Below are 22900 nucleotides of genomic sequence, written 5' to 3'. Positions count from 1 at the left end.
GCCAAACCGGCGGACCGGACCCGCACGAGCGTCGATTGCGGCAACATGATGCGCACGGGGCTGCTGTGACTGGAGGTGTCGTGGGGAGTTCCAGGTACTTCGAAATCCGCACCCGTGACCGGGAGGAGGCCGCCGAGTCGCTCAACCGGGTCGCCCCGCATCGGCCCCGGATGCGCTTCGACGACCCCGAGGCGGGCGGCGTGTCGCTGCGGACCGCGAACTACGACGGGCTCGGCGCCGACCTGATGCGGCTCGGGGGCATGCACTACGCGGCCGCCGTCGAGCCCGTCGACTTCCTGCTCGCCGGGTTCGTCGCCGACGGGCGCGGGGTCGTGCACGGGCGCGACGACAGCGCCGAGCTGCCGCGCCACGGCGGGTTTCTGTACCCGCTCGGCGTCGAGTTCGCCGCGGAGTACGACGACGCGTCCCTGGCCACCGTGCGGGTACCGCTGGATGTCATCGCCCCCGTGGCCGAGGCCGCGACCGGGATGCCCGCCGCCGACCTGCGCTTCGAGGCGATGACGCCGGTGTCGGAGGCGATGCGCCGCTACTGGGCCGCGACCGCCGTGCACCTGACCCGCCACCTCGCCGTGCGCGACGCCGACCTGCCGCCGCTGCTGCTGGACCAGCTGCGCCGATTAGCGGCCGCGTCGCTGCTCACGGTGTTCCCGAACACCACGATGACAGCGGCGCGGCTGCCCGAGCCGGGGCGCATCCCGCCGGCCGCTGTCCGCCGCGCCGTGGCCTACATGGACGCCCACGCCGACGAGCCCCTCACCGCCGCCACGATCGCCGCCGCCGCCGGGATCGGGGTGCGGGGACTCCAGGTCGCGTTCCGCCGGCACCTGGACCAGACGCCCCTGGAGTACCTGCGGCGGGTCCGGCTGGAGCGCGTGCACCGCGAGCTGCAGGCGGCCGAGCCCGGCGCGGGCGTGACGGTGAAGGCGATCGCCCGCCGCTGGGGATTCGCCAACCCGGGCCGGTTCACCGCCGAGTACCGCGCGGTCTACGGCCACCTGCCGAGCCGAACCCTGCGCACCTGAGGAAGCCGGCGCGGATCCGGCGCGAGGCCGCGGCCACCAGCGGCTCGTGGCGGAGCAGGGCGAGCTCCAGAGGAGCTGACGAGCGAGGCGAGCTACAGAAAGCTCAGGACCTTCGCCTGCAGCCAGTGCTCCAGATCCAGGGCCTCCATCGGCCTGGCGTAGTGGTACCCCTGGGCGATGTCGCACCCGAGCGCCCGCAGCGCGTCCGCGTGCGCCGCGGCCTCCACCCCCTCGGCGACCACCGTCATCCCCAGGTTGTGGCCCAGCTCCACCGCCCCGCGCACCAGCACGGCGTCGTCGTGGTCGGTGTCCATGTGCAGCACGAACGTCCGGTCGATCTTCAGCTCGTCGACCGGCAGCTGCTTGAGGTACGCCATCGACGAATACCCGGTGCCGTAGTCGTCGATCGACAGCCGCACCCCGAGATCGTGCAGCTGCCGCAGCGTCGCCGTGGCCTGCGCCGGGTTCGCCATCACCGCCGACTCCGTCACCTCCAGCCGCAGCCGCCCGGCCGGCACCCGGTACTCGGCCAGCAGCCGCGTCACGTCGTCGACCAGCCCCGGGTCCAGCAGGCAGCGCGGGGACAGGTTCACCGCCACCGGCAGCTCGCGGCCCGCGTCGAGCCAGGCGCGCGACTGGGCGAGGGCGTGGCGCAGGACGTACAACGTCAGGCGGTTGATCAGCCCGGTCGTCTCCGCCACCGGGATGAAGTCCGCCGGGGCGATCGGGCCGCGCACCGGGTGCCGCCACCGCACCAGCGCCTCCAGCCCGCACACGGCCCCGTCGGCCAGCGACACCTTCGGCTGGTAGTGCAGCGAGATCTGGTCGTCGGCCTCCAGCGCCCGGCGCAGGTCCCCGAGCAGCAGCAGCCGGCTCGAGTCCTCCGTGCGCATCTGCGGCTGGTAGGCCAGCACCCCGGCCTTGGTGTCCTTCGCCGTGTACATCGCGATGTCCGCGCACCGCACCAGCTCGTCCGCCGAGCCCGAGTCCTGCGGCGCCGACGCCACCCCGATCGACACCTCGATGTCCACGGTCACGTCGCCGAGGTCGAAGCTGCGGTGCAGCTCCGCCTGGACCCGCCCGGCGAGCCGGACCGCGTCCGCCGAACCGGTCGCGGGCAGCAGGATCGCGAACTCGTCGCCGGCCAGCCGCGCCACCGTGTCCGCGGTGCGCACCGCCGCCGTCGTGCGGGCCGAGACCTGCCGCAGCAGCTCGTCGCCGTACTGGTGGCCGAGGGTGTCGTTGACCTCCTTGAACCGGTCCAGGTCGAGCATGAGCACCGACGGCCGGCCGTCGAGGGCCTCGGCGGTGCGGGCCAGGAACACGCTGCGGTTCGGCAGGCCGGTGAGCTCGTCGTGCATCGCCTGGCGCACCAGGCGCCGCTGGTAGCCGGTCGCGACGAGCGTGAAGACCACGATCATGCCCAGCCCGACGGCGAAGGACGACAGCGTCGCCACGAACACGAGCCGCTCCACCCGGTCGAGCCGGTCGCTGGCCGCGCCGGCCGCCGCGTCCTGCTCCTCCTCGGCGTCGTGCAGCATCGAACCGAGCTGCGACTCGAGGGGGTCGATGTCGTCGGCGGCGACGCGGCGGATCTCCACCGGGTCGGCGCGGTCGACGGCGGAGAAGAACCGCTCGGCCGCGGCCAGGTACTGCTCGTGCAGGGCGCGCAGCCGGGCCACGAAGGCCCGGTCGTGCGCGGAGCCGTGCGCCTCGATGTCACGCAGCGACGCCTCCAGCAAGGCCGCGGCGTCGGCGTGCTCGACGCGGGCGTGCCGCTCGGGCTCGATGCGGTACTGCTGCTTGGAGATCTCCTCGCTCGCGATCGCCTCGTGCGCGTGGTGGTACACCTCCGCCAGCCAGGCCGCCGTGCGCGCCGACGTCGCCACGTGCCGGGTCGCCACCGTGCCGACCACGCTCACGCCGGTGAGCCCGAGCAGCACCAGGGCCAGCCCGATGAACGCGACTCGCCGCCTGGCTTGCGATCGTGACACGGCTGCTCCCGTCCGCGCCCGTGCCATCCGCGGGCCGCACTACCCGGATCGTCGGCACCGCGAAGGCCACGTTGATCGGAGCGGCGGTTGCGAGTCGGGATCACACCCGGTCTCGCGTCCTAGGATCCTAGGTACTGTTCCCTCCGGTCGTCGCATTCGGTACCTTCTCCTGCGCAATGAGTACTCCGGACCCCCGGCACATCGGCGACCGTGACGCCTTCGCCGAGGCCCTCACCGCGCTGCGCGAGCGGGCCGGGCTGTCGGTGCGCCAGGTCGCCGCGAAGGCGGGCGCCCGCAACTCGCTGAGCACCCTCGGCGACTGGTTCTCCGGCAAGGGGCTGCCGTCGCTGAGCTCCCAGCCGCTGTTCACGCGGGTGCTGGAGGCGTGCGGGGTCCCGGCCGGGGCGGTCGGGGACTGGCTCGCCGCCTGGCACCGCATCCGGCACCGGCCCGTGAGCCGCGCCGCCGCCGGGGAGCCGTACCGCGGCCTGGCGAGCTTCCAGCCGTCCGACGCCCCCTGGTTCTTCGGCCGCGAGCGGATGACGGCCGCGCTGCGCGAACGGGTCGCGGCCCGGCACGCCGGCGGGGGCGGGCTGCTGCTCGTCGTGGGCGCGTCCGGCTCCGGCAAGTCCTCGCTGCTGCGGGCCGGGCTCGTCGCGGCGCTGCGGGCCGAGGGCTGGACGGCCGAGATCGTCATGCCCGGCGCCGCCGGTCCCGCCTTCCCGCCCGGCGTGGCCGGCAAGGCGCTGCTCGTCGTGGACCAGGCGGAGCAACTGCTGACCGGCGGTACCGATCCCACCGCCTTCGTCGCGAGCCTCGCCCCGCCGCCCGGCGCCGTCGTCGTGCTCGCCCTGCGGGCCGACTTCTACGCGCCGGCGCTGGCGTATCCGGCGCTGCTGGAGGCGGCCCAGCAGCACCAGTTCACCGTCGGGGAGATGACCCGCGACGAGCTGCGCGCCGTGATCACCGAGCCCGCCCGCCGGGCCGGCGTCGACGTCGAGCACGGGCTCGTGGAGCTGCTGCTGGCCGAGGCCGGCGCCGAGCACGCGACGCTGCCGCTGCTGGCCCACGTGCTGTTCACCATGTGGCAGGCCGACCGGCGGCTCACCCTGGCCGGGTACCGGCGGGCCGGCGGGATCAGCGGCGCCGTCGCGGCCACCGCCGAGGAGGTCTGGGCCGGGCTGCCCGCGTCCGGCCGCGAACCCGCCCGGCGCCTGCTCACCGCGCTCGTGCACGTCGGCGTCGACACCGTCGACACCCGGCGCGTGGTCCCGACCGCCGGCCTGCTCGCCGAGCTCGCCCTCGACACCGCCGACACCGCCGAGGCCGAGGCCATCCTCGAGCGCTTCGTGCGCCACCGGCTCATCACCGCCGAGGACGGCACCGTCCGGCTCAGCCACGAGGCCCTGCTCACCGCCTGGCCCCGGCTGCACGGGTGGCTGCGGGACGGGCGGTCCGGGCTCGTCGTGCGCCAGCAACTCGCCGCGGCCGCCGCGGCCTGGCAGCGGGAGCGGCGGGACCCGGCGGCCCTCTACGGCGGCACGAGGCTGGCCGCGGCGCAGGACTGGGCCCACGAGCACCCGGCCGAGGTCTCCCCGCCGCTGGCCGACTTCCTGCGCGCCAGCGCCCGGCACGCGCGGCGGACGACCCGGCGGCTGTACCGCACGATCGCCGCCCTGTCCGTGCTCGCGCTCAGCACGCTGCTGCTGTCCGGGTACGCGTTCCAGCAGCGGCACGCGGCCGTCGAGCAGCGCAACGCGGCCCTCTCCCGGATGATCGCCGGGCGCGCCGACTGGCTCCGCGAGCGCGACCCCACCCTGGCCGGGCAGGTGGCGCTGGCCGCGTACCGCACCGCCCCGACGCTCGAGGCGCGCTCCGCCCTGCTCGACGCGACCGCCACGCCCACCCCGGCCCGGCTCGGCCCGTTCGACCGCGCGGCCCAGGCGGTCGTGCTGCTGCCCGGGCGCGGGCTGCTCGCCGCGGCCGGGGCCGACCACGCGGTCCGGCTCTGGCGGACCTCGGCCGCGCCCGGCCCCGCCGGCGTGCCCCTGCCCGGCCCCGCCGAGGCCCTGTACGCGGTCGCCGCCAGCCCCGACGGGCGCCTGCTGGCCGCGGCCGGCGCGGAGGGGAAGGTCTTCGTGTGGCGCCTCGACGACCCGGCCCACCCGCAGACCCTGCCGCCGCTCGGCGGGCCGGCCGGCACCGTCTACGCCCTGGCGTTCAGCCCCGACGGGCACACCCTGGCCGCGGGCGGCGCCGATCACGCCGTGCACCGCTGGCAGGTCGGCGCGGCCGGGCTGCTGCCCGCGCCGCCCCTGCCCGAGGCGTCCGACGTGGTGCAGTCCCTCGCCTACAGCCCCGACGGGCGGACCCTCGCCGCCGGCACCGCCGACCGGCTCGTGCACCTGTGGAGCGTCGACGGCCCGGCCGCCCCCGCCCACCTCGCCGCCCTGCCCGGGCACACCGGCAAGGTCCTCGCCGTCGCGTTCAGCCCCGACGGCCGGCTGCTGGCCAGCGGCAGCGGCGACGCCACCGTCCGGCTCTGGGACGTCGCCGACCCCGCCCGCGCGGCCGCGCACGGCCCGCCCATCACCGGCCCGGCGAGCTGGGTCAACGCGCTCGCGTTCGCCCCCGGCGGCGAGACCCTCCTGGCCGGCTCCAGCGACAAGAGCGTCACCGTGTTCGAGGTCGCCACCGGCCGCCGCCGCCAGCGCCTGCCGCACCCGGCCCCGGTCACCGCCGTCGCCGTCACCCCCGACGGGCACGGGCTGGCCAGCGCGAGCACCGACGGGTACATCCGCACCTGGACGCTGCCCGGGCCGCTGCTCACCGGCTCGTCCGGCGGAGTGTTCACCACCGCCTACAGCCCCGACGGCAGCACCCTCGCGGTCGCCGGCAAGGACCAGACCGTCCGGCTCTGGCACCTCACCGACCCGGCCGGCCCCACCCCGTGGAGCGCGCCGCTGAGCCGCCCGCCCGGCGCCGACGGGTACGCGGGCACCGCCGCCTACGCACCCGGCGGCCGCCTGCTCGCCGCCGCCACCCGCACCGGCGAGATCGACCTGTGGGACGTCGCCGACCCGTCCCGCCCGAGCCGCACCGGGGCGCCGCTGATCGCCGGGAAGGACCTCGTCGAGTCGCTCGCGTTCGCCCCCGGCGGCACCGTGCTGGCCGCGGCCGGCGACGACGGCAACGTGTACCTGTGGGACGTGCCCGCCGCGCGCCCGCTCGCCACGATCCCCGGCTCCAAGGCCATCGTGCTCTCCGTCGCGTTCGACCCGGGCCGCCCGCTGCTGGCCGCGACCGACACCGACGGCGGCGTGCGCCTGTTCGACGTCGCCGACCCGGCCCGGCCCCGGCTGCTCACGACCCTCGGCGGGTTCACCGGCTACGCCTACAGCGCCGCCTTCAGCCCCGACGGGCGCCTGCTCGCGGCCGGCAGCGCCGACAAGAGCATCCAGCTGTGGACGCTCGCCGACCCCGCGCATCCGGTACCGCTCCCCCGCCGCCTCACCGGCCCCGCGAGCTACGTGGACTGGGTCGCGTTCGCCCCCGGCGGCGACCGCCTCGCCGCCGCGTCGACCGACGGCACCGTGTGGCTCTGGGACGTGCGCGAGCCGTCCCGCCCGGCGGCCCTGGCCACGCTGGGCCGCACCGACGACGCGTACTACGTGGTCGCGTTCAGCCCCGACGGGCGCACCCTGGCCGCGGGCGCCGACGACGGCACGACCCGCCGCTGGGACACCGACCCGGAGCACGCGGGCGCCGGCATCTGCTCGGGCGCGGGGGCGGCGATCAGCCGGGCGGAGTGGGAGCAGTACGTGCCGTCGGCGCCCTTCACCCGGCCCTGCTGAGCCGGGCGCGCCGCGTCCGGACGGTCTCCGGGCGCGCCCCGTCCGGACGGTCTCCGGGCGCGCCCCGTCCGGACGGTCTCCGGGCGCGCCCCGTCCGGACGGTCTCCGGGCGCGCCCCGTCCGGACCCGTCCGGAGTGCTGGACGCCGGACGGGCCGGACGCGTTCCCGCCGCCGGCCGACGGCCGGGCGCGACCCGGCCGCGCTTCCTGCCGGCCGGGCCGCGGGTCCGCCGGGATCAGGCGGTGAGCACGGCCAGCTCGCGCCATTGGGCAAGCGGCATGCCGGCCCCGGCACCCACGACGTGCAGGCAGACGTGGTCGGCTCCGGCCTGGTGGTGAGCACGCACACGGGCGCCGATGGCGTCGACGTCGCCCCAGGCCACGACGCTGTCGATCAGCCGGTCGCTGCCTCCGGCGGCGAGGTCGTGCTCGGTGAAGCCCTGGCGGAGCAGACTTCGCGCGTAGTGGTCCATGCCGAGGAACACCGCGAGGAAGTCGCGGGCCGCGGCGCGGGCGGTCGCCGGGTCACGTTCCAGCACGACGGCCTGGTAGGGCGCGATCAGCGGGCCGTCACCCAGCCGTTCGCGCGCGGCGGCGGTGTAGTCCGGGGTGACCATGAACGGGTGGACACCGGCGGTGCGCTGTCCGGCGAGATCGGTCATGCTCGGGCCCAGAGCGGCCATGAGCCTCTCCGCCGCGGGCACCGGGGCGGGGGCATGGTCGAGGTCGTCGAGGTAGCGGCCCATGTCGGTCAGCGGCCGGTACGGATGGCCCGTCGCGTGCGCGGCGGCCGGATCGCTGACCCCCAGGCCCAGCATGTGCCGCCGGCCGTAGGTGTCCTGCAGGCGTGCGTGCCCGGCGGCCATCTCGCCGGCCGGGTGCCGCCAGATGCTCGCGACACCGATGGCGACGCTCAGGCGGCGGGTAGCGCGCAGCAGCCGTTCGGAGTCGGCGAGGATGTCGCCGCCGCCGAGTCCGGGGAACCAGAGGGTCCCCCAGCCGAGGTCGTCGAGTTCGGCGGCGGTGTCGGCGATCTCGTGCGGATCGGACATGCGCAACTCGATGCTCCAGATACCGGTCGATCCCAGCCGCATGACGGTCGTCCTCTCACATGTCAGGTGATGCGCAAACTGCGGAGTTGGGCCGGGGCAAGGGGTCCCGCCTCCGCGCGGGAGGGTCAGATCTGGTTTTGGCCACCGTCGACGAACAGCTCGATGCCGGTGATGAAGCTGCTCTGATCCGAGGCAAGGAACAGCGCGGCGTTCGCGACCTCGTCGGGGCGGCCGATGCGGCCCAACGGGATGCTGCTGGCGAAGTGCGCCTTGAGCTGGTCGGCCTCCTCCTGGCTGGGCATCAGACCGTCGACTCCGGGGGTGTCGATCGCGCCCGGGCTGATCGCGTTGACCCGGATCGAGCGGCCCTTGAGCTCCGCCGCCCAGGTCCGGGCGTACGAGCGCACCGCCGCCTTGGACGCCGCGTACACGCCGAAGGCCTCATTGCCGACCGTCGCGGCCGTGGACGACTGCAGAATGACCGACGCGCCGTCATTGAGCAGCGGCAGCGCCTTCTGCACGGTGAACAGCATGCCCCTGGTGTTCGCGCCGAACGTCTCGTCGAAGTGCTTCTCGGTGACCTGCTCCAGGGTGGAGAACTCGCCGCCGCCGGCATTGGCGAACAGCACGTCGATGCGCCGGTTGTCCCCTGCCACGGTCGCGTAGAGACGGTCCAGGTCGCCGAGATCGGCGACATCACCGCGTACGCCGGTCGCACCGTGCCCGATCGTGGCGACCGCAGCGTCCAGAACGTCCTGCCGGCGGCCGGTGACGTAGACGTGTGCGCCCTCGGCAGCGAATCGCTGCGCGGTGGCCAGGCCGATCCCCGTGGTGCCACCGGTGACGATCGCGGTCTTGCCGTCAAGCTGACCCATGATGGGAGCCCCTCTTGTCCGTTGTCGTAGTTTTTTAGCGAGCACTAGAAAACTACCGACGATCGGATGCGCCCGTCAAGGGAGGGGGTGGTGTGACCTGCGCCGGCAGGCAGCCACGGCCGGCCCCGGGTCAACGGGCCGGCCGGGCCTGCGGGTCAGCGGCGGCGGAGCCGGACGGCTTTCCGCGGGCAGTGGGTAGCCGTCGCGGCCGTTCTCCCGGCCGTAGCCGGACACCCTGTAGCCGCCGGGTCGGTGCAGCCGCAGTCGTTGACCGGGATCGCGGACAGCACCGGGCTGAAGATCGCATCCCCGGCGATGGTCATGTCGTCGGTGACGTGGTGAAAGCGTCGGCTCGACGAAGCCGCGCGAGTGCGGTGTCGCCCGCAAGAGAATCGCCCGCAAGAGCGGTCGGCGCCCTCCTCCCGGCCGGCCGCAAGGTAGCCGGTGACCCGGTCGAACTGCTCGCGCGGCACCAGCGGGCCCAAGCCGGTGCCGTCGAGCAGTGGATCGCCGATCCGTAGCGAGGCGGTCGCGCGAGCCGGTGGCGCCCGATCAGCCGGCCGGCCGCTGAGGCCACACGGCCATCGCCATGTTCACGATGGCGTGCAGCTGCTCCCGGGTGGCCCCGCCCGACGCCTGAACCGCGAGTCCCTGGTAGATGGTCGTGAAATAGAGCGCGAGGCCGTCGGCGTCGGATTCCTCGGGGATCTCCCCGTCGGCGCGGGCCCGCTGCAGCCGCTCCCGCAGAGCCGCCTCACCGGCCGCCCGCCGCGCCGTCAGCTCATCGCGCGCCGGCTCCGCCTGCGACGAGCACGCCAGGCCGCCCTGCACCGTGAGGCATCCCCGCGGATGATCCGGATCGGTGGTCGCATCCGCGGCGCCGTGCAGCAGCGACTCCACCGTCCCTCGCGCCGTCGGCTGCTCGAACGCCTCCCGGATGTATCGGGCCGGCCCGTCGGCATAACGGTCGAGCACCTTCACGAACAGCTGCTCCTTGTTGCCGAAGGCGTTGTAGAGGCTGGGCGCGTTGCTGATCCCCATCGCCTTGGTCAGGTCCGAGATCGCCGTGCCCTCATAGCCCTGACGCCAGAACACCTCGAGCGCCCGGTCGAGAGCCACGTCGCTGTCGAAGGAGCGCGGTCGTCCGCCTGCCATCATCGTCCTCCGATATCGCTCCTTATTTTAGTGGTTACTAAACTACCGCGGCGGAGGCGCTCGGCCGAGTCATCAGCAGGACCGGGTCAGCGGAGGGGTACGTTGCCGAACCGTGTGCACAGCGTGCAGGCGGACCCGCCACCGACGCGCATCGTGTGTCCTGACCACGAACGTTCACGGTGTTGGATGACCCGCCGCCCGGCGTGCCTGTGATCGCGAGGCTGGTCCAGGCCGATGAGGGCTCGGTCCGGCAAGTCATTCACCGGTGCAACGAGATGGGCATGGCCAGCCTCAACCCTCAGTGGGCCGGTGGCCGTCCCCGCCTGATCAGTGAAGACGACGAGGCGTTCATCGTCGCGACGGCCAGCACCAGACCCGAACAACCCGGCCAGCGTTTCTGGTCAGGGCACCTAGGCGGTCGCGGGGTCGTCGACCACGGGTGAGAGGTCGTCATCGAGCAGGTCAGCGCCGTCGTAGTCGGCGGCCCCCGCGTAGGGATCGAAGGTGTCGGGCTCGTCCATGCGGCGACGGTACCGCCGGGGGCTCGCCCGCCCCTCCCGGATTCGTGCCGTCAGCACGTGAACGCTCGCCCTCGGCGCGCCGGTCCGGGTGCCGATCCCCGCCAGGACGGCGTGCCGCTGCGCGCGCCGCGCAGCGCTCGTGCACGACACGCGCAATGCCGCACGCAGCAACGCCCGCCACGCCGGACGACGCGCCGCTGCGCGCGCCGCGCAACGCTCGTGCACGACACGCGCAATCCCGCACGCACCAACGTCCGCCGCCCCGGACGGCGTGGCAGACGCGCGCCACGCCGGTCGGGCGTGGCGCTGCGCGTGGCGGTCACGGCCGTGCGCGGGCGAGTTCCTCCCGGCGGTTGGCCATGATGCTCGTCGCGGTCACCACGGCCAGGGTCGCGATGATCACGACCAGCGAGAGCGGCGTCGGCACCTCCGGCACCCACGTCCACACCGTGTGCGCCCAGTGCAGCACGAGCTTGGCGCCGATGAACGCGAGGATGATCGCGAGGCCGTGGTTGAGGTGGCGCAGCTTGGCCAGGGCGTTGCGCAGCACGAAGTACAGGGCGCGCAACCCGAGCAGGGCGAACGCGTTCGTGGCGAACACCAGGTACGGGTCGCTCGTCACGCCGTACACCGCCGGCACCGAGTCGACCGCGAACACCACGTCGGTCAGGAACACCGCGGCCACGACCAGGGCCATCGGGGTGAGCGCGCGCCGCCCGGCCCGGCGGATGGTGAGCCGGGCGCCGTGGTACTCGTCCGTGACCGGCATGAGCCGCCGCAGCAGCCGCGTGGCGCGCATGTTGCCCGGGTCGACCGCGTGCTCGCCGTGGCGCAGCGCGTCGCGCAGCACCTTGGCCGCGGTCACGATGAGCACCGCCCCGAACAGCAGGAACGCCCACGTGCCGGCGCTGAGCAGCGCGGCCCCGGCGGCGATGAACACGCCCCGCAGCACGAGCGCGCCGACGATGCCGTAGAGCAGGACGCGCTGGGTCAGGTTCGCCGGTACCGCGAACGCGCCGAGCAGCAGCATGAAGACGAACAGGTTGTCGATCGAGAGTGACTTCTCGACCACGTAGCCGGTGAAGAACTCGACGCCGGGCTCGCCGCCGTGGGCGAGCCACACGTAGACGCCGAACACGGCCGGGAGCGCGAGGTAGAAGACGGACCAGGCCACGGCCTCGCGCATCGGCACGTCGTGGGGCTTGCGGGTCAGGATGAAGTCGAGGGTGAGCAGTCCGAGCAGGACGGCGATGGTCACCGCCCAGAGCTGGGGGGACGCGATGGACTCGGCGGGCATACGGGTCTCCTCGAACGCGGCGTCACACGTTCGAGGTCTCCCTCACCCGCCCGGCGGGTGGCCGTCCGGGAACCGCATCGGCGGCTCGTACTGACCGGAACGACCTTGCGAGGTACTCCCCTCAGCGACCGATGATACGGCATCAACCTGGACGTTTCCTGAACGCGGCACCGGCCCGCGCCCAACCGGCCGCCCCGTGGTCGCGACCGTCGGGCTCAGCCCTCGAAACCGGCCCGCGTCCAACCGGACGCCCCGCGGTTGAGGCCGTCGGGGGTCAGCCCCGGAACCGGCCCGCGACGGCGGGAGCCGGCCCCGGAACCGGCGCGCGTCCTAGCCGGACGTCTCCACGAACCCGGGCGGCGGCCCCGTGGTCGCGTTCGGGCCGGCACCGGCCGGCGGGGCGCTGACCACCTCGGCCGGGCTCGACGCGGGCGGCTCGCTCGGCTCGGCCGAGCCGGTCGGCTCCGGCGAACCGGTCGGCGAGGCCGACACCGTGGGCGAGGCGGACGCGGACGGCGAGGCCGACGTGGTCGGCGACGCCGAGCTCTCGATCGGCGGCACCGACGGCGGCGGCGGGGCCGGGTGCCCGGGCCCGGTCGTGCTGGTGACCGGCCGGTTCTTGCCGGTCGAGGCGATGGTGGGCGTGGGCCGCGGCGCCTCCCCGGTGGGCCCGGCGGTGGCCGGCGGCGCGACGTCCTGCCCGGTCGGCGGCGTGTCGACCGGCGGCACCGCGGCGACCTCGGGCGACCGCCCGAGCCACGGCACCATCCCGGTCCCGGACGACCCGAGGGCCCCGACCGCACCGGCCAGCACCACCGCGACCCCGGCGGTGACCGCCCCGGTGCGCAGTGCCCAGCGCCGCGACCGGAACCGCCCGGCCTGCTCGTGCATCCAGTCCCCGAACGCCCGGAGGCTCCCGTTGAGGCCGCCGTCACCGACGAGCCCGGTCCGCGCCAGGATCCCGGCCCCGGCCCCGGCCCCGGCGGCGGTGGCGACGGCTCGGCTCCGCGCGGCGGCTGGCCGCCGGGGCGCGACGAGCAGCGGCCGGGTCTCCTCGTCGGCCGCGTGCCGGGGCTGGCGGGCAGGCCCGGGCGCCTCGACCGCGGGCGGGCCGGCCTGCGCGGCCCGGCCGGAGCGCTCCGCGACCAGCCGGGCGAGGTCGGAGCGATCGGCGGCCGAGCGCACGAAGTCGGGGCGGCGAATTGCCGGCTGCACCGGATGGGTGTGCTCCTCGGCGGGGGCCGCGGCCGTGCGGATGACGATGGCGTCGTCGGCGTTGGAGTGCGCGAGGTCCAGATCGAGGTCGGGGCGGCCGGCCACCGGGCGGCCGGGGTCGGTGGCCCAGGCGAGGTCACCGGCGGGGCGGATCAGATCCTCCGGGGTGCCGGCTCGCCCGGCACGCGCGGCGCGCTCCGAGCGCATGGCCCGGGCGGCGTTGCCGAAGCGGTCGGCCAGGGCGGAACTCCCGGAGCGCAGGGAGCGGCTCAGGCGGGCGGCGCGGGACCGGCGGTCGGCGTGGTGGGCGTCGGGGCGCAGGTTGGCCAGCACCGCCGTGCGGCGCGACTCGGCCGCCTCGCTCAGCCAGGCCGGCAGGTCGACGGTGGTGCCGGACAGCTCGGCGAGGATGAGCGCGACCTCGTCGCTGGAGGGCCGCTCGGCGGCGTCGACGCGCAGGCAGCGGTCGACGAGCTCGAACAGCTCGGCCGGGGCGCCGTCACCGACCTGTCCCCCGACGCAGCCGGCGAGGACCCCGCCGAGGGCGCGCACGTCGGCGGCGGCCGCGGCGGGCTCGAACTCGCCGTCGCCGGCGAACCCGACGACCTTGGCCCCGAGCTCGCCGAGCAGGATCTTGGCGGGCGTCAGGCCACCGTGCGTGACCCACTGCCCGTGCGCGTGGGCGAGCGCGGCCGCGACCTGGGCCCCGATCCGGGCGGCCTCCCGCCACGACAGGGCTCCCTCGTCGAGCAGGACGTCGAGCGACGGCCCCTCGGCGAGCTCCATGACGACGTAGGGCGTGGAGCCCCGCTCCGGCAGGTCGACGACGCCCACGTCATAGACGGCGGCGATGTTGGCGTGCACGAGACGTGCGGCGATGCGGCCGCCGGTGAGGAACCGGTCGGTGACGTCGGCCGCGCTCAGATGCGGAATGCGAACCGCGACCGGCCGATGCAACAGCCGGTCGGCGCCATGCCAGATCTCCGCGGTCCCCCCGGTCCCGGTGACCCGGTCCAGGCGATACCGCCCATCAAGCTCCATGGTCTCCTGCAACGCCCCCCAGCTCTGCCCGGATGCCACACCCCTGCCGCACTGCTACCCTACCGTCCGCCGCCCATCCGCCACGTGACGGTTAGGTGTCGATTCGGCTGGTCCCGGGGCATCCGCACGGCATCCGCAGGCCCCCCGCATACCCAACAACGCGCCCGGAGCCCCCCGGGGAGGCGCCCGTGTGGCCAGGATCACGGCGGCGCGGGCGTGGCACAGTTGGGCCATGTTGCGGGACGGGCGGTCCGGGTGACGCCGCGTGGCGTGTACCGGCTCGTGGCCTTCATGGTCATCGCCGGGTGCGTCGCGGTGTCGTACGTGGCGATCCGGCAGCGGGCCGGGGAGCCACCCGCGCCGCCGTCGCCGCCGGGGCCGCGGCCCGCCTTCCAGATGCCGTTCCCCTGCGGCGAGGTCTGGACGCTCACGACGTACCCGGGGCATGACGACTTCGACATCGACTTCTTCGCCGCGTCGGGGGCGACCGGCGGCCGGACCGTGCTCGCCTCGGCCGGCGGGACCGTGACGTGGGCGGGGTGGAGCGCGACGCTCGGCGACGGCAAGCCGGCCCCGGCGGGGTCGTCCGGGACCCGCGGCGGGCTCGGGTACGGCGTGATCATCGACCACGGGGGCGGCTGGTTCACCGAGTACGGGCACTTCGCGGCCGCCCCGCGGGTGCGCACCGGCGACGCCGTCGCGCCCGGGCAGCCGATCGGGGTGGTCGGGCACACCGGGTCCACGACCGTCGACCATCTGCACTACGAGCAGCTCAACGACCGGCTCGACCCGAAGCGGACCCGCGGCAACGGGGACAAGGTGGAGGCCGTGTTCGACGGGGTGCCGTCCGGCATCACCAGCGACGAGCACTCCCCGGACCAGACGCGCACCAGCCGCAACTGCGCGGCGAGCGAGGCGCGGCCGCCGGCCTGACCGGCCACCGAAGGTCCATAGTGGACTCTCACCCCCTGGTATTCTCGGCGTTTGAGCAGGGGGTGAGCATGCGAGCACGCGCAGCGGTGGCCGGACTGGCCCTTGCGGTCTGCGCGCTGCTGCTCGGGCTCAGCCTCGCGCACCACGCGGTGCCCGGCGACACCTTCCAGGTGCAGCGCGCCGCGCCCGCGCACGCCGCGCTCGCCGCCGACGTGCGCGACGCGGTGTCCGCGACCCCGGTCGCGGCCGAGGGCGAGGCGCAACCGCGCTTCGCCGCCGGTACGCCAGAACAGTCCACGACGAAGCTCAGCATCGGGTGGTCCGGCGAGCCCGCCGGCTGCCGGGGTCCCCCGAACTCCTGAAGGCACAGCACCAGCACCAGCCGTGGCCCGTCCGGGTCGACGGCATAGACCCGTTTGCCTTCAGGAGGTCCATCCCGTATGAGTGCCGTCCTGGCGATCGCCATCTTCACCGTGGCCTTCGCCCTCATCGCCACCGAGAAAGTGCACCGCGTCGCCGTCGCGCTCGGCGCGGCCGGGGCCATGGCCCTGCTCGGGCTCGTGCCCGGCAAGGACGTGTTCTTCTCCGAGCACGCCGGCATCGACTGGAACGTCATCTTCCTGCTGCTCGGCATGATGATCATCGTCGGGGTGATCAAGCAGACCGGGCTGTTCGAGTTCATGGCCGTCTGGGCCGCGAAACGCTCGCGCGGCCGGCCGTACAAGCTGCTCGTGATGCTCATGGTCATCACCGCGGTGGCCTCGCCGTTCCTGGACAACGTCACCACCATCATGCTCGTGGCGCCGGTGACCGTGCTGGTCTGCCGCAAGCTGGGCATCCCGGCGGCGCCGTACCTCATCGCCGAGGCGCTGGCGTCCAACATCGGCGGCGCGGCGACGCTCATCGGCGACCCGCCGAACATCATCATCGGCAGCCGGGCCGGGCTCACGTTCAACGACTTCGTCATCCACATGGCGCCGATCGTGGGGGTGCTGTTCGCGCTCTTCGTGCTGCTGGCGTGGGTCATGTTCCGCAAGCGCTTCGAGTACCACCCCGAGCGCGTCGCCGAGATCATGGCGCTCGACCCGCGGGACGCGATCACCGACCGGCGGCTGCTGTGGCGCTGCCTCGCGGTGCTGTCGCTGGTCGTGACCGGCTTCGCGCTGCACGCCGTCATCCACGTCGAGCCCGCGATCATCGCGCTGCTCGGGGCCGGGCTCATGGTGCTCGTATCCCGGGTGCCCACGCAGCGGTACCTCGAGGAGGTCGAGTGGTCGACGCTCGTGTTCTTCATGGGACTGTTCGTCATGGTCGGCGGCCTGGTGGAGACCGGCGTGATCCACCGCATCGGCACCTGGGCGACCGGCCAGGTCGGCGACGACTACTTCACGGCCGCGACGGGGCTGCTGTTCGGCTCGGCGATCCTGGGGGCGTTCTTCGACAACATCCCCTACGTCGCCACGATGGCCCCGATCGTCGAGGACATCGTGGCCACCACGCCGGACCCGGAGACGGGCCGGTCGCTGTGGTGGGCGTTCGCGCTCGGGGCGGACTTCGGCGGCAACGGCACCGCGGTCGCCGCCAGCGCCAACGTCGTGGTGCTGGGCATCGCGGCCCGGTCCGGGGAGCCGATCAGCTTCTGGCAGTTCACGCGGTACGGCATCATCACCACGGTCATGACGACCGTCATCGCCTGGGGGTACGTCTGGCTGCGCTACTTCGCCTGACAACCGTCCACCGCCACGACAACCGTCCAGTGCCACTGAACGGTTCGGGACAGTTCGTCACAAGACTGTCATAGCGCCGCGGGACCACGGTCATATCGATTCGCCAGGGTTGCTGCGGCACCGGCGGGCGGGACAGCGGACACGGCTGCCCGCCCGCCTCCTCGAGCACGCAAGTCAGCTGGGAGCAAGCACGATGGACGTCGAACGCACCGCCCTGCCCGGAATCGGCCTTCGGCACGAGTTCGTGACCGCCAAGGGGCAGCACGCGGCGGTCGTGTCGCACGTCTCCGGCCGGCGGGACGTGGTCCTCTACAGCAGCGAGGACCCCGACACCGTGGTGGCCACCCTCGCGCTGAGCACCGACGAGGCCAACGGCGTGGCCGAACTGCTCGGCACCGCCCGCATCGTCGAGCGCCTCGCCGACCTGCAGCGGCAGGTCACCGGGCTCAAGACGGTCCAGGTGCCGATCACCGCGGGCTCGCCGTACGACGGCCGCTCCCTCGGCGCCACCCAGGCCCGCACACGCACGGGCGCGTCGATCGTGGCCGTGATCCGGGCGGGCCAGATCCTCGCCAGCCCGCGGCCCGACTTCGTCTTCGACCCTGGTGACCTCGTCGTCGTGGTCGGCACGGCCGACGGCACCGACGCGGTCATCAACATCCTCGCCAACGGCTGACCGCGCATGCACGGTGCTGCTGCCCTGATCGAGATCGGCGCGGTCATCCTCGGCCTCGGCCTGCTCGGAGCCGTCTCGGCGAAGTTCGCGATCTCCCCCATCCCGCTCTACCTCATCGCCGGGCTCGCGTTCGGCCAGGGCGGCATCCTGCCCCTGGCCACGAGCGAGGAGTTCACCGCGACCGGCGCCGAGATCGGCGTCATCCTGCTGCTGTTCACGCTCGGCCTGGAGTACACCGCGCCGGAGCTCGTCGGCACCCTGCGGCACAACGCCCTGGCCGGTGTCGTGGACCTCGTGCTCAACGCGGCGCCCGGCGTCGCGACCGCGCTCATCCTCGGCTGGGGGCCGGTGGCCGCGGTGGCGCTGGGCGGCGTGACGTACGTGACCTCCTCCGGCATCACCGCGAAGGTGCTCAAGGACCTCAACTGGCTCGGTAACCGCGAGGTGCCGATCGTGCTGTCGCTGCTGGTCTTCGAGGACCTCACGATGGCCGTGTACCTGCCGATCCTGACCGCCCTGCTGGCCGGCGTCGGGCTCGTGGCCGGCCTGACGACCCTGGCCATCGCGGCCGCGACGATCACCGTCATCCTCGTCATCGCGCTCCGGTTCGGCCGGTACGTCGAGATGTTCGTCGCCTCCCCCAACGAGGAGGTGCTGCTGCTCAAGGCGCTCGGCCTGACCGTGCTCGTGGCCGGCGTCGCCCAGCTGCTGCAGGTCTCGGCCGCCGTCGGCGCGTTCCTCGTCGGCATCGCGCTGTCCGGCCCGCTCGCGCACACCGCCCGGGAGCTGCTCAGCCCGCTGCGGGACCTGTTCGCCGCGGTGTTCTTCGTCTTCTTCGGCCTGCACACGGACCCGGCCGAGCTGCCGCCGATGCTCGGCATCGCGGTGCTGCTGGCGGTCGTGGGCGTGGCCACGAAGTTCGCGACCGGCTGGTGGGCCGCCCGCCGGGCCGGGATCAGCCCGTTCGGCCGGGCCCGGGCCGGGGTGGCGCTGAGCCCGCGCGGCGAGTTCAACATCGTCATCGCGGGCCTGGCCGTCTCCGCCGGGCTCAACAAGAGCATCGGGCCCCTGGCCGCCGCGTACGTGCTCGTGCTCGCGGTCCTCGGCCCGATCCTGGCCCGCTCGCTGGAGCCGCTGAGCCGGCGCATCGCCCGCAAGCGCGGCCTGCCGGCGCCCGCACCGGAGACCACCTGATGGACGTGACGGTCGTGCTGCCGTGCTACAACGAAGCGGCGCACGTGCGGCAGGAGCTCGAGCGCATCTGCGCGGCCCTCGACGCCTCCGGCTACCGCTACGAGGTGCTCGCCGTCGACGACGCCTCGACCGACACGACCCTCGACGAGCTGCACAAGGCCGCGGCCGCGCTGCCCGCCGTGCAGGTGGTCCAGATGGGCCGCAACGGCGGGGCGGGCACGGTGCGGCGGCTCGGGTCGCGGATGGCCCGGGGCGAGATCGTCGTGTGGACCGACGCGGACCTGACGTACCCCAACGAGCGCATCCCCGAGCTGGTGCGGCGCCTGCGCGAGGACGGCTCGGTGGACCAGGTCGTCGGGGCGCGCACCTCCGAGCAGGGCAGCCACCGGCTGCTGCGGATCCCGGCCAAGTGGACCATCCGCAAGATCGCCGAGTGGCTGGCCGGGCAGGACATCCCGGACCTCAACTCGGGGCTGCGCGCGTTCCGCCGCTCGGTCGCCGCGCCCTACCTGCGGCTGCTGCCGCCCGGGTTCTCCTGCGTCACCACGATCACGCTGGCGTTCCTGTCCAACGGCCACGGGGTCGCCTACGTGCCGATCGACTACGGCAAGCGGGCCGGGCGCTCGAAGTTCCGGTTCGTGCGGGACGCCTACCGGTACCTGCTGCAGGTGCTGCGCATGGTGATGTACTTCAACCCGTTGAAGGCGCTGATGCCGCCGGCCCTGGTGCTCATCGGCGCCGGGGCGGTCAAGAGCGTCGTCGACGTCGTTGTGCACCCGGTGCGGCTGGCCACCAACACGGTGCTGGTGTTCCTGACCGGGCTCATCATCGCCTCCCTGGCCCTGCTGGCCGACCTCGTCGTGCGCTCGCGCCCGGACGCGTGAGCGGGCGACGGCCTCGGTTCGCGCCCACCCGCGTGCACGCCCGGCGGCCGCGACCGGCGCCCGGACGCCCGGCCCGGCCGATGCTCCGGCTCGCGCGGCACGCCCTGCACAGCCGCTGGCTGCGCTGGGGCTTCCTCGCCGCGGCGCTCGCCGGGTGCGCCGCCGCGATCTGGCCGCACCGCGCCGCCGTCGCCGCCGCCGCGCGGGACGTCGGGGTCGCGGCCGTCGGGCTCGGCGCGGCCGCCGCGGTCGCCGGGCTGCTGGCCACCCTCCAGTCGTGGCGGGCGGTGCTGCACGGGCTCGGCTCCCCGCTGCCCGCGCTCCCGGCCGCACGCGTCTTCTTCGCCGGGCAGCTCGGCAAGTACCTCCCGGGCTCCGTCTGGCCGATCGTCGCCCAGATGCAGCTCGCCCGGGCGCACGGGGTGCCCCGCTCGCGTACCGCCACCGCCGGCCTGCTCACCATGGGCGTATCCCTCGTCGCCGGCCTGCTCACCGCGGCCGCGACCCTCCCGCTCGCGCCGCCCGGGTCCGGCGGCCGGCTGCGCTGGCTGCTCGTCGCCGCCCCGCCGGCCGCGGCCGCCCTGCACCCGGCCGTGCTCAACCGCGTCATCGCCCGCGCGCTACGCCTGATCCGCCGCCCGCCGCTGGAGCGGCCCCTGCCGGGCCGGGCGGTGCTCGCCGCGGCCGGGTGGGCCGTCGTGGCGTGGCTGCTGTTCGGCGCGCACGTGTGGCTGCTGCTGCGGCCCCTGCGGCCGCTGGGCGGGCACGCGGGCCCGGCCCTGGTCGTGTGCGTGGGCGGGTTCGCGCTCGCCTGGTGCCTGGGGTTCCTGGTCGTCTTCGCCCCGGCCGGCGCGGGTGCCCGGGACCTGGTGCTCGTCGGGCTGCTCGCCACCGTGGCGGGCGGCGGGGCGGCGGCCGCCGTCGCGCTGCTGTCCCGGGCCGTGATGACCGCCGCCGATCTGCTCCTCGCCGGCCTCGCTCATGCCGGCGCCTCCGCTTCGCCCCGGCGCCGGCCGAGGAACCTGAGCCGCTGACGAGCGGCCACTCCGCTTCGCTGCGGCGCCGGCCGAGGAACCTGAGCCGCTGATGAGCGGCCACTCCGCTTCGCTCCGTACCGCTCATGCCCGCACCAGCCAGCACTCCAGCAGCCGCGGGTCCGTGCCGTCGGGGCGCCGCGCGAGCTGATGCTGGTCCTCGCGCTCGTCCTGGTAGACGACACGTTCGAGCGGCAGGCCGTACGGCAGCAGCGGCAACGTCGACGTGGACATCAGCACCGGATCGCGCCCGGCCGCCCGCACCGCCGCGGCCACCATCCGCAGCCGGTCGACGGTCGGGTCCGGCAGCTGCGCGACCGGCAGCCCGCACTGGTTGCGCACGGTCGGGGCCCACTGCGTGTCGATCATGATCACCGTGTCGCCCGGGCGCAGGGCCCGGCACAGCCGCGCCGCGGCCTCCGGCTCGCCGACCTCGGTGCGCAGCGGCGCGAGCGGCACCGTCACCCACAGCGCGGGCCCCACCGCCAGCGCGAGCAGGGCCGCCATCCAGGGCACCCGCAGCCGCATCCGGGCCAGCCCGGCGAGCGCGACGACGGCGAAGAGCACGACGGCCGGCAGCACCTCGACGACGAGCCGCCGGTCGGCCCACGGGTGGTCCGGCGTGATGGCCGGGCGCAGCAGCGTCGCGGCGCCGGAGCCGGCGTAGACGAGCAGGATCGGCAGCAGCCGCCACTGCCGCCCACGGGCCACGCCGGCGGCGGCCGCCATCAGCCCGCCCCAGGCCAGCACGATCAGCGGCCAGCCCTGGTACCAGGAGACCCAGGACAGGCTCTGCTCGGCGTACCCGCGGGTGCCGTCGACGCTCAGCCCGAGCCGCTGCTGGTGCGAGGCCACGTAGTCCATCGTCGACGCGGCGGTGACCGAGTGGTCCGTCCAGTACCAGGGCCGGGCGGCGAGGGCGATCCCGCCGGCCGCGACCAGCGCGACGGCGAGCCCGGGGTTGAGCCGCAGCGCCCGCCCGCGCAGGAGGACCGCCCCGGCCACGGTCCCGACGACGGCCGCGACCAGCAGCAACGCCATCGGCCGGGCCGAGGACCAGTTCACCTGGACGTACGGCCACGTCACGTACCGGGCGTCGAGGTACCCGAGCCCGCCGCCCACCAGCGCCCCCGCCGCGAAGGCCAGGGCCCCCGGCTGCCGGCGCAGCCACCACCACCCGATCGCGGGCAGCACGAGGGCGAAGTCGACGGCCATGTCGAGCCGGATGAGCTCGCCCCCGCCCAGCACCAGCCCGGCCAGCGCGAAGAGCGGTGCCCGGCGGCCCTGCCACGCGTCCAGCAGCAGGGCCAGCCCGCCGGCGAGCATGAGCGCGGCGAGCGGCTCGGAGTAGGTGGTCTGGCTCACCCGCAGCATCGGCCACGCGGCGGCGAGCAGCAGCGCGGCGACGGGGGCCCAGCGCGGCCCGGCGATCCGCGCGGCGAGCCCGGCGACGGCGAGGACGGCGAGGCCGCCCACGAGCCCGGGCAGCACGAACATGCCGGTCCAGCCGCCGGCCCAGTGCGCGGCGGCCAGCAGCGTCGGCCACCCGGTCATGAACTGCGGGACGATCACTCCGTCCCGCTCGTAGAACCCGGGGTGGGCGAAGGTGACCTCGTCGGCGGCGCCCCCGAAGGCCTCGGCCGGCACCGGCGCGGTGAGCCCGGGGTGGCCGCTGAGCCACAGGCCGATCTGCGCGTAGGTGCCCGCGTCGCGGTGCAGCACCGCCTGCTCGCTGTGCGTGGCCATGGCCAGCGCCGCGAACGCCGCGGCGACCGCGAGCGTCGCCGCGACCGCCCACCACGGCGCGGGCCGGGCCCGGGTCGCCGCCAGGGCGGGCCGGGCCAGCCGGAGCAGCAGCAGCGCGGCCGCCGCGGCCGCGGGCAGCACCGTCCACGGGTGGAAGGCGCCGAGCGCGGCCAGCGGGACGGCCACGAGCAGCCAGCCGGTGCCGGCGAGCACGGGCAGGACGGAGGCCAGCTGCAGCACCCGCCCGGCCCGCAGGCCCGGCGCGGTCCGCTCGCGGAGCGCGCCGGGGAGGTGCATCGGGTTCGCGGCAGGCATCGCGGGCCATTGTGGCCCCGGAGTACGACGACGCCACCGCCGGCTCATGACGAAGTCTTGACGATTTGCTCCGGTCTCACGCCGCGCTCGGCACGGTGCTCAGCGGGCTCAGCTCCAGCGGCAGGCCGGGGAGCGGAACTTGCACGCGGCGGACTGCAGCACCTGCCCCTTGCCGGGCGGGGCCGCCTGGGCCGTCGCCGGCAGCAGGGCCAGGAACGCCGCGACGGCGACGATCCCGGTGGTGAGCGGTCGGACAATCCCCATGGCGTACCTCCGAGATCGGTGGATGGCGTTGCCATGATGGTCGGGCGCGCCGAGAGCCCGGGGGTTCCCGGCCCGGTGCC

General features: G+C 74.8%; 18 protein-coding genes and 1 pseudogene. 10 read left to right on the top strand and 9 right to left on the bottom strand.

Annotation, left to right across the window (positions count from 1 at the left end; translation table 11 throughout):
- Window positions 1-80: 80 nt before the first annotated feature.
- The gene (locus ACQP1P_RS17340) at window positions 81-1043 is read left to right on the top strand and encodes a helix-turn-helix domain-containing protein (protein ID WP_433087703.1); all 963 of its coding nucleotides are present in this window, start codon (window positions 81-83) and stop codon (window positions 1041-1043) included.
- Window positions 1044-1135: 92 nt separating this feature from the next.
- On the opposite strand, the gene ACQP1P_RS17335 is transcribed toward ACQP1P_RS17340, so the two are convergent.
- Window positions 1136-3037 carry a putative bifunctional diguanylate cyclase/phosphodiesterase gene (locus ACQP1P_RS17335; protein WP_433087702.1) on the bottom strand — a complete coding sequence of 634 codons (1902 nt, stop codon included), beginning with the start codon at window positions 3035-3037 and terminating at the stop codon, window positions 1136-1138.
- 176 nt (window positions 3038-3213) lie between these two features.
- Here ACQP1P_RS17335 and ACQP1P_RS17330 point away from each other — a divergent pair, with 176 nt between their 5' ends.
- A complete protein-coding gene (locus ACQP1P_RS17330) occupies window positions 3214-6891 on the top strand; it encodes an AAA family ATPase (RefSeq protein ID WP_433087701.1) in 3678 nt (1225 codons plus the stop codon).
- A 236-nt stretch (window positions 6892-7127) separates the two neighbouring features.
- Here ACQP1P_RS17330 and ACQP1P_RS17325 read toward each other — a convergent pair whose 3' ends face one another.
- From ACQP1P_RS17325 to ACQP1P_RS17310, 4 genes are all read right to left on the bottom strand, one after another.
- Entirely contained in the window at window positions 7128-7943 is an 816-nt protein-coding gene (locus ACQP1P_RS17325; protein WP_433087700.1) for a TIGR03620 family F420-dependent LLM class oxidoreductase, read from the bottom strand.
- Between the two features lie 125 nt (window positions 7944-8068).
- Window positions 8069-8863 (bottom strand): glucose 1-dehydrogenase, encoded by a 795-nt coding sequence (locus ACQP1P_RS17320; protein ID WP_433087699.1) that lies wholly within the window; start codon window positions 8861-8863, stop codon window positions 8069-8071.
- A gap of 110 nt (window positions 8864-8973) precedes the next feature.
- The gene (locus ACQP1P_RS17315) at window positions 8974-9303 is read right to left on the bottom strand and encodes an aldehyde dehydrogenase family protein (RefSeq protein WP_433087698.1); all 330 of its coding nucleotides are present in this window, start codon (window positions 9301-9303) and stop codon (window positions 8974-8976) included.
- Window positions 9304-9370: 67 nt separating this feature from the next.
- Entirely contained in the window at window positions 9371-9937 is a 567-nt protein-coding gene (locus ACQP1P_RS17310; RefSeq protein WP_433087697.1) for a TetR/AcrR family transcriptional regulator, read from the bottom strand.
- Between the two features lie 236 nt (window positions 9938-10173).
- Between ACQP1P_RS17310 and ACQP1P_RS17305 the strand changes: the two are divergent.
- Window positions 10174-10377: pseudogene (locus ACQP1P_RS17305) on the top strand (helix-turn-helix domain-containing protein); the annotation flags it as partial.
- 436 nt (window positions 10378-10813) lie between these two features.
- Here the strand turns inward: ACQP1P_RS17305 and ACQP1P_RS17300 are convergent.
- Complete coding sequence (locus tag ACQP1P_RS17300) at window positions 10814-11791, bottom strand: TerC/Alx family metal homeostasis membrane protein (RefSeq protein WP_433087696.1); 978 nt, start codon at window positions 11789-11791, stop codon at window positions 10814-10816.
- A 330-nt stretch (window positions 11792-12121) separates the two neighbouring features.
- The gene (locus ACQP1P_RS17295) at window positions 12122-14047 is read right to left on the bottom strand and encodes a protein kinase domain-containing protein (protein ID WP_433087695.1); all 1926 of its coding nucleotides are present in this window, start codon (window positions 14045-14047) and stop codon (window positions 12122-12124) included.
- A gap of 255 nt (window positions 14048-14302) precedes the next feature.
- Here ACQP1P_RS17295 and ACQP1P_RS17290 point away from each other — a divergent pair, with 255 nt between their 5' ends.
- From ACQP1P_RS17290 to ACQP1P_RS17260, 7 genes are all read left to right on the top strand, one after another.
- Window positions 14303-14980 carry a M23 family metallopeptidase gene (locus ACQP1P_RS17290; RefSeq protein WP_433087694.1) on the top strand — a complete coding sequence of 226 codons (678 nt, stop codon included), beginning with the start codon at window positions 14303-14305 and terminating at the stop codon, window positions 14978-14980.
- A 68-nt stretch (window positions 14981-15048) separates the two neighbouring features.
- Window positions 15049-15342 (top strand): hypothetical protein, encoded by a 294-nt coding sequence (locus tag ACQP1P_RS17285; protein WP_433087693.1) that lies wholly within the window; start codon window positions 15049-15051, stop codon window positions 15340-15342.
- 78 nt (window positions 15343-15420) lie between these two features.
- On the top strand, window positions 15421-16707 hold the full coding sequence (locus ACQP1P_RS17280) for an SLC13 family permease (protein WP_433087692.1): 1287 nt from the start codon (window positions 15421-15423) through the stop codon (window positions 16705-16707).
- A gap of 193 nt (window positions 16708-16900) precedes the next feature.
- Window positions 16901-17383, top strand: a complete 483-nt coding sequence (locus tag ACQP1P_RS17275; protein WP_433087691.1) for a cation:proton antiporter regulatory subunit — start codon at window positions 16901-16903, stop codon at window positions 17381-17383.
- Between the two features lie 6 nt (window positions 17384-17389).
- Complete coding sequence (locus ACQP1P_RS17270) at window positions 17390-18577, top strand: cation:proton antiporter (RefSeq protein ID WP_433087690.1); 1188 nt, start codon at window positions 17390-17392, stop codon at window positions 18575-18577.
- Window positions 18577-19461, top strand: coding sequence for a glycosyltransferase family 2 protein (locus tag ACQP1P_RS17265; protein WP_433087689.1), 885 nt, complete (start codon window positions 18577-18579; stop codon window positions 19459-19461). Before ACQP1P_RS17270 ends, ACQP1P_RS17265 begins: the two co-directional genes overlap by 1 nt.
- Window positions 19462-19541: 80 nt before the next feature.
- Window positions 19542-20495: a lysylphosphatidylglycerol synthase domain-containing protein gene (locus ACQP1P_RS17260; RefSeq protein WP_433087688.1), complete on the top strand. Its 954-nt coding sequence runs from the start codon at window positions 19542-19544 to the stop codon at window positions 20493-20495.
- Between the two features lie 84 nt (window positions 20496-20579).
- On the opposite strand, the gene ACQP1P_RS17255 is transcribed toward ACQP1P_RS17260, so the two are convergent.
- Together ACQP1P_RS17255 and ACQP1P_RS17250 are read right to left on the bottom strand one after the other, a co-directional pair.
- A complete protein-coding gene (locus ACQP1P_RS17255; RefSeq protein WP_433087687.1) occupies window positions 20580-22556 on the bottom strand; it encodes a hypothetical protein in 1977 nt (658 codons plus the stop codon).
- A gap of 108 nt (window positions 22557-22664) precedes the next feature.
- Complete coding sequence (locus tag ACQP1P_RS17250) at window positions 22665-22820, bottom strand: hypothetical protein (protein ID WP_433087686.1); 156 nt, start codon at window positions 22818-22820, stop codon at window positions 22665-22667.
- Between the last annotated feature and the right edge of the window lie 80 nt (window positions 22821-22900).

The organism is Dactylosporangium sp. CA-052675 (assembly GCF_050947935.1).
Classification (GTDB): Bacteria; Actinomycetota; Actinomycetes; order Mycobacteriales; family Micromonosporaceae; genus Dactylosporangium.
The sequence above is the reverse complement of the archived record's forward strand: the minus strand, read 5'-3'. Positions and strand labels throughout refer to the sequence as shown.